The 6,244-nt window shown below is 66.5% G+C and carries 4 protein-coding genes and 2 tRNA genes; 3 read left to right on the top strand and 3 right to left on the bottom strand.

Translation table 11 applies throughout. The features are described 5' to 3' along the window. Nucleotides 1-622: hypothetical protein (locus ADE01S_RS31835; RefSeq protein WP_167543426.1), on the top strand; the 622-nt coding region annotated here is incomplete at its 5' end. A 61-nt stretch (nucleotides 623-683) separates the two neighbouring features. Here ADE01S_RS31835 and ADE01S_RS20865 read toward each other — a convergent pair. The 3 genes from ADE01S_RS20865 to ADE01S_RS20855 form a co-directional block, all read right to left on the bottom strand. Beyond that, a tRNA-Phe gene (locus tag ADE01S_RS20865) sits at nucleotides 684-759 on the bottom strand. 35 nt (nucleotides 760-794) lie between these two features. Beyond that, entirely contained in the window at nucleotides 795-3,278 is a 2,484-nt protein-coding gene (locus tag ADE01S_RS20860; protein ID WP_062683662.1) for a mechanosensitive ion channel domain-containing protein, read from the bottom strand. Nucleotides 3,279-3,440: 162 nt separating this feature from the next. Beyond that, nucleotides 3,441-3,516, bottom strand: a tRNA-Phe gene (locus ADE01S_RS20855). Nucleotides 3,517-3,800: 284 nt separating this feature from the next. Between ADE01S_RS20855 and hemA the strand changes: the two genes are divergently transcribed. Beyond that, complete coding sequence (hemA, locus tag ADE01S_RS20850) at nucleotides 3,801-5,075, top strand: glutamyl-tRNA reductase (protein ID WP_062683661.1); 1,275 nt, start codon at nucleotides 3,801-3,803, stop codon at nucleotides 5,073-5,075. A gap of 84 nt (nucleotides 5,076-5,159) precedes the next feature. Then, nucleotides 5,160-6,242 (top strand): peptide chain release factor 1, encoded by a 1,083-nt coding sequence (prfA, locus tag ADE01S_RS20845; RefSeq protein ID WP_062683660.1) that lies wholly within the window; start codon nucleotides 5,160-5,162, stop codon nucleotides 6,240-6,242. The last annotated feature ends 2 nt before the right edge of the window (nucleotides 6,243-6,244 follow it).

The following is a 6,244-nucleotide window of genomic DNA, read 5'->3' as shown; positions in this document are numbered from 1 at the left end:
CGTCTGTGTCGAGAGCTTTGGCAAACCAGATGGTATTATCCGTAGGCAAGCCATTAGCGATCTGTATTTCTCGAGTGAGGCTTACGATGATTATGGTCCTGAGCATGGCAAGTACGAAGACCATGTGGATCTGCAAATGCCTGCTCGGCGCGACTGGGAAATTGTGGAGGCGATCGCCTGCGACGGCGTAGGCCTGGAAGATTTCTCCGAGGCTGACGTCCAGCGCGTAAGTAACCAGATTACGATCACGGATGAACAGTATGAACAGCTGGTGACCGATGGATTGATCGCTCGGGAGAACTTGGAAGCGGAAAAGGCAAGGAACCAAGAAGAGACCGAGCGGATTTGCGCCTTGGCGACACAGGTTTCTTATCAGTTTTCAAGTGGCCTGCGGCGCAGTGTGGCGCTCGAAGATTGTGGCGACCTATTCGGGGTCTTCGGCCCCTTGTTGGACGATTCCGACGATGAGTTGAGTGATGCCCTAATCAGATTGCCGATTGTGCCATGGCATCGCATCGCCTTTATTAATAAGCTCGCGCTCGATTACGTCATGCTTCCCACTCATCGCTTCGAGCAGGGGCGCTTTGAAATGGAGGCCAAGCTTTTGGACGAACCTGCTTGATGGCTAATTCCCTGACGCACAAATGAAAATGCCCAGCTTTTAGGGCTGGGCATCGAATGCTTGGTGGCCTGGGGCGGAATCGAACCACCGACACAAGGATTTTCAATCCTCTGCTCTACCGACTGAGCTACCAGGCCAACGCGAAAGTCCGCCACTATACACAATATCGGCGTTAGATGGGCGCGGGGCCGTTGTCCGGGGCGGTGCGGCGGGCTTGGGCGAGCATGGCGCCGGCTTCCTCGGAAATGCTGCGCAGGTGCAGGTCGGTCTGCGGGAAAGGGATGTCGATGCCGGCCTGCTTCAGCGCCTCGTACATCCGCGACAGCATGTCGCTGCGGATGGACATCCACTGGTCGAAGTCGGGCGTCCAGGCGCGGACGCTGAAGTCCAGGGTATTGGCGCCGAAGCCCATGAACATCGCGATGGGCGCCGGCTGGGTGGAAACGCCTAGCGTTCCCCGCGCGACCGACGCCAGCAGTTCGATGGCCTGCGCGGGGTCCGTGCCGTAGGCCAGGCCCACGTTGATCTCGATGCGGCGGTTGCGGTCCAGCATGGTCCAGTTGGTCAGTTTTTCCGACAGCAGGGTGCCGTTGGGCACCACCACGTCGGCGCCTTCGAAGGTCCGGATACGGGTGGCGCGCATGCCGATGTCGCGCACCTGTCCGGAGGTGTCGCCGATCTCCACCACGTCGCCGGGCTGGATCGGACGCTCGAACATGAGGATCAGGCCCGAGACGAAGTTGTTGACCACGTTCTGCAGGCCGAAGCCGATACCCACGCCGAGGGCGCCGAGCACGATGGCCAGCTGGCTGGCCTTGACGCCGGCCGCCGAGAGCGCGACGGCGAGTCCCAGCAGCAGCACGGAGTAGTAGGTCAGCGAGGCGATGCTGTTGCCCACTCCGCGCGGCAGCGGCATGCGGTTGAGCAACTCCTCGTGCAGCACCAGGCGGATCGTGCGCGCCGCCCAGAACGCGATCAGCACCGAGATGACGAACACCAGGATGTTGCCCAGGCTGATGCTGATGTTGCCGAACGCGAACGTGTAGGACAGCACCTCGGTCACGAGGGCGTAGGTGGCGCGCAAGACGCGGTAGCGGTCCATCGCATAAATGGCCCAGCCGACGGCCGCGCCGACCGTCACCAGGCGGATCAGCAACTGCACCAGGGGCGGGGCGTGCTCGCGCGCGATCCGGAAGCGCGACACGCCCGGCCGCGCCAGCAACAGCTGCAGCAGCGTGACGATGATGGTCACGCCCGCATACAGCATCAGGCCGAAGTAGCCGCTGCTGACGGTGGCGCTGGTCAACATCTCGGCCAGCGACAGGTTGCCCACGATGTTGGCGATGGCGGAGACGGCGAGCAGCGCCGCGGCGCCCCAGGCGATGGCGCGCAAGGTCTGATGCAGCCGGGTCGGCGCGGGCGCGTCCGGCCGCCGCCGGCCGCGCATCAGCAGCCAGAGCACGGTCGCCAACGCCAGCAGCGTGAGGGCCAGGCTGTGGAGCCGATACCAGGTTTCGCTGGCGAGGAACAGCACGCCCAGCCGTTCGACCAGGTACAGGCCCGTGATCGCGTATGGCCAGGCGCCGAGCTGCTGGCGGGTGGTCGGCGGCAGCAGTCGCAGCACAGGAACGACGGCCAGCAGCAGCGCGAACTGCTGCACGACCAGCGGCGCGTCCGCTTCCAGCAGCAGCACGCCCATCATGGCCAGCAGCAGCCAGGCGGAGAAGGGCCGCCCCAGCACCCTGGCGGCCGTCTCGCTCATCTCGCGGGCCCGGATGGCGTGGCGGCTGCGCCAGGCCAGCCACAGCAGCAGCGGCAGCAGGACCACCTGCAAGACGTGCAGCGCGCGCTGGTTGCTGGTATCGGCCGCGGCGTACTCGCGCGCGAAGCGCAGCTCCAGGTCCATGCCGGTGCGCAGCAGCGCCATCGCTTCGCCGGGGGCGGCGGGCTTGTCCGTGGCGGCCCACAGCGGCGGCGCGTCGAGCTGCAGCAGGCGCGCATCGATATCGTCGATGGCGCCGGCGACCTCTCGCTGCCCCGTCATGAGCCGCCCTTCGACGGCGGCGGCGCGCTGGCCCAGCGCGATCTGGCGGGCCAGGGGGCCGGACAGCGCCTGCTCGGCCAGTGCCAGTTGCGCGAGGACCGAGTCCACCCGAGACATCAGGGCGGGGGGCAGGCTGGCGGCGCCGGGCGCGTTCTTGAGGGCTTGCCAGGCATCCCCGCGCCGGGCCAGTTCCGCCGCGTCGCTCGCATAGGCGGAAGTCACCCGTTGCATGTCCGCCTGCCAGCGGTCGAACCGGCGCGCGTCGAATACCCAGTGCCGTTCCAGGCTTTCCAGGCGCATGACGGGCAGGGTGCGCAACTGGGCGGGCTGGAACTGGTGAAGTTTCTCGTCGACGGACCGCGCGATCGCCTCCAGGCGGGGCGCCAGCGCGTCGGCCGGATCGGTCGCCGCAACCCTTTCGATCACGCCTTCAGCGTAACGGTGGTCGGTATCGGCGCGCAGTGGAATGTCCGCCATCTGGATCGCCGGCGGCACCGGCGCCGCTGGCTGGGCGGCGGGCGCGGGCTTGTCCTGTCCGTGCGCGGAGCCGAGCAGGCCCGCCATCAGCATCGTTGCGATCAGGCGGAAAAGCGTCTTGGCATGGGCGCGCATGTCGCGGCTCCGGTGGGTGGATGCTGCGGACGGCGTTGCGGAGGGGCTTCCTACGATATCGCGGAAGCTCGGGGAAGGGGAAGGGGACGAAGCCCTGGGGCCGTCCGGGGATGGAATGTGAAAAGGCCCAGTGCTCTTGCGAGTACTGGGCCTTTGTAATGCTGGTGGCCTGGGGCGGAATCGAACCACCGACACAAGGATTTTCAATCCTCTGCTCTACCGACTGAGCTACCAGGCCAACGAAGTCCGCAACTATACACGAAATTTTTGGACTTGTGCCAGTCGGCGGCCAAAAACGCCGAACATTCTTCGCCCGGGCGGAAGCGGGCCGGCGACGGGCACTGTTGGTTTGAGGGTACGGAAGGTGCGACACGGGGTCGCGGTCGGGGCTTGGGGTGGCCTGGGGATAACCCGCAGGGGTATAATCATTAGCGGTCTGACGCTACAGACTCTACTGTGGCGCAGTTTTCCTGGTGGCAGTTCTTAACGCTTACGCGCGGATGGCCTTGCCGTCCCTCCCACATGTCGGTAGCTGTCCTTGCCTTCGGTCTGAATCACACGTCCGCGCCGGTTTCGGTCCGCGAACGCGTGTCCATGCCCGTCGATCTGGTGAAGCCCGCGCTGGAAGGCCTGCGCTCGGCGTTCGGCGGCTCCGTGCGCGAAGCCGCGATCCTCTCCACCTGTAACCGGACCGAGATCTATTGCGCGGCCGACGGCCACGTCGCCGACCAGCTGCCTGCCTGGCTGGCCGAGCACAACCGCCTGGACGCCGGCGCGCTGCGCCCGCACCTGTACCGCCATCACCAGGACGACGCCGTCCGCCATGCGTTCCGCGTGGCCAGCGGCCTGGATTCCATGGTGCTGGGCGAAACCCAGATCGTGGGCCAGATGAAGGACGCCGTGCGCGCCGCCGGCGAAGCCGGGGCCCTGGGCACCTTGCTGCACCAGATGTTCCAGCGCACCTTCTCGGTGGCCAAGGAAGTGCGGTCGCAGACCGCCATCGGCGCGCAGTCGGTGTCCATGGCCGCCGCCGCCGTCCGCCTGGCCGAACGCGTGTTCGGCAATCTGGACCAGGCCCGCACGCTGTTCATCGGCGCGGGCGAAATGATCGAATTGTGCGCCACGCACTTCGCCGCGCAGCGTCCGCGCAGCATGGTGGTGGCCAACCGCACGGCCGAGCGCGCCGAGATCCTCGCCAACCGTTTTTCGGCCAGCACCATGAAGCTGTCCGACCTGACCGACCGCCTGTCCGAGTTCGACGTGGTCGTGTCCTGTACGGCAAGCTCCCTGCCCATCCTCGGCCTGGGGATGGTGGAGCGGGCCACGCGCCTGCGCCGCCACCGTCCGATGGTCATGATCGACCTGGCCGTCCCGCGCGACATCGAACCCGAAGTCGGCCGCCTGGACGACGTGTATCTGTATTCGGTGGACGACCTCGGCCGCCTGGTGCAGACCGGCACGGACGCGCGCCGCGCCGCCGTGGTGCAGGCCGAGGCCATCATCGAAACCCGCGTCCAGGGCTTCATGCACTGGATGCAATCCCGCGAAGTGGTTCCCGTCATCCGCGACCTGCACCAGGCCGCCGAGGACGTCCGCGCCGCCGAACTGGAACGCGCCCGCAAGCTGCTGGCGCGGGGCGAATCGCCCGAGGCCGTGCTTGAGCAGCTGGCCCATGGCCTGACGCAGAAATACCTGCATGGCCCGCTGGCGGCGCTGAACCGCAGCGAAGGCGACGACCGCAAGCAACTGCTTGCCTGGATGCCGCGCCTGTTCCCCGGCCGCGACTCCCGCCGTTAGCGACGCTGCCCCACGTCCCGCCCTCTCGGCGGGCGTTCGTCTTTTGGGCGCCCGCTTTCCCGCTTTTCTTTTTGGTCATTCCCCATGAAATCTTCCATGCGCAGCCGGCTGGAGCATCTGTGCCACCGCCTCATCGAGGTCGACGCCCTGCTCGCCGAACCGGAGACCGCGTCCGATATGGAGCGTTTCCGCAAGCTCTCGCGCGAGCGCGCCGAACTGGAACCCGTGGTCGAGGCCTTCACGGCCTTCGCCCGCACCGAGGAGGATCTGGCCACCGCCCAGGAGATGCTGTCGGATCCGGACCTGAAGTCCATGGCCGAGGAGGAGATCAAGGGCGGGCGCGCCAAGCTGGAAGAACTGGAAGCCGCGTTGCAGCTGCTGTTGCTGCCGCGCGACCCCAATGACGGGCGCAGCGTGTTCCTGGAAATCCGCGCGGGCACGGGCGGCGACGAGAGCGCGCTGTTCTCCGGCGACCTGCTGCGCATGTACTCGCGGTACGCGGAACAGCGCGGGTGGCGCGTCGAGCTGATGTCGGAAAGCGCGTCGGAGCTGGGCGGCTACAAGGAAGTGATCGCGCGCATCGACGGCGACGGCGCCTACGGCCGCCTGAAGTTCGAGTCCGGCGCGCACCGGGTGCAACGCGTTCCCGCCACCGAGGCGCAGGGCCGCATCCACACCTCGGCCTGCACCGTGGCCATCATGGCGGAAGCCGACGAAATGTCGGACATCGTCATCAACCCGAACGACCTGCGGATCGATACGTTTCGCGCCAGCGGCGCGGGCGGGCAGCACATCAACAAGACCGATTCGGCGGTGCGCATCACCCACTTGCCGACCGGGCTGGTGGTGGAATGCCAGGACGACCGTTCCCAGCACCGCAACAAGGACAAGGCCATGCAGGTGCTGGCCGCGCGCCTGAAAGACAAGGAAATCCGCGAGCGGCAGAGCAAGGAAGCGGCCGAGCGCAAGAGCCTGATCGGCTCGGGCGACCGCTCCGAGCGCATCCGCACCTACAACTTCCCGCAGGGCCGCGTGACCGACCACCGCATCAACCTGACGCTGTACAAGCTGCAGCAGATCATGGAAGGCGACCTTGAGGAATTGACCGGCGCGCTGATCGCCGAGCACCAGGCCGAGCAGCTGGCGGCCCTGGGCGACGACATTTGAAC

Origin of the sequence: Achromobacter denitrificans NBRC 15125, assembly GCF_001571365.1 — a bacterium.
GTDB lineage: Bacteria > Pseudomonadota > Gammaproteobacteria > Burkholderiales > Burkholderiaceae_B > Achromobacter > Achromobacter denitrificans.
Note: the sequence above shows the minus strand (reverse complement) of the source record. Positions and strands in the feature narration are given on the sequence as shown.

Bases quoted from the DNA above. Each gene is read 5' to 3' on its own strand.
- hemA (WP_062683661.1), top strand. From the start codon at position 3,801: ATGTCGGTAGCTGTCCTTGCCTTCGGTCTGAATCACACGTCCGCGCCG.
- ADE01S_RS20860 (WP_062683662.1), bottom strand. From the start codon at position 3,278: ATGCGCGCCCATGCCAAGACGCTTTTCCGCCTGATCGCAACGATGCTG.
- prfA (WP_062683660.1), top strand. From the start codon at position 5,160: ATGAAATCTTCCATGCGCAGCCGGCTGGAGCATCTGTGCCACCGCCTC.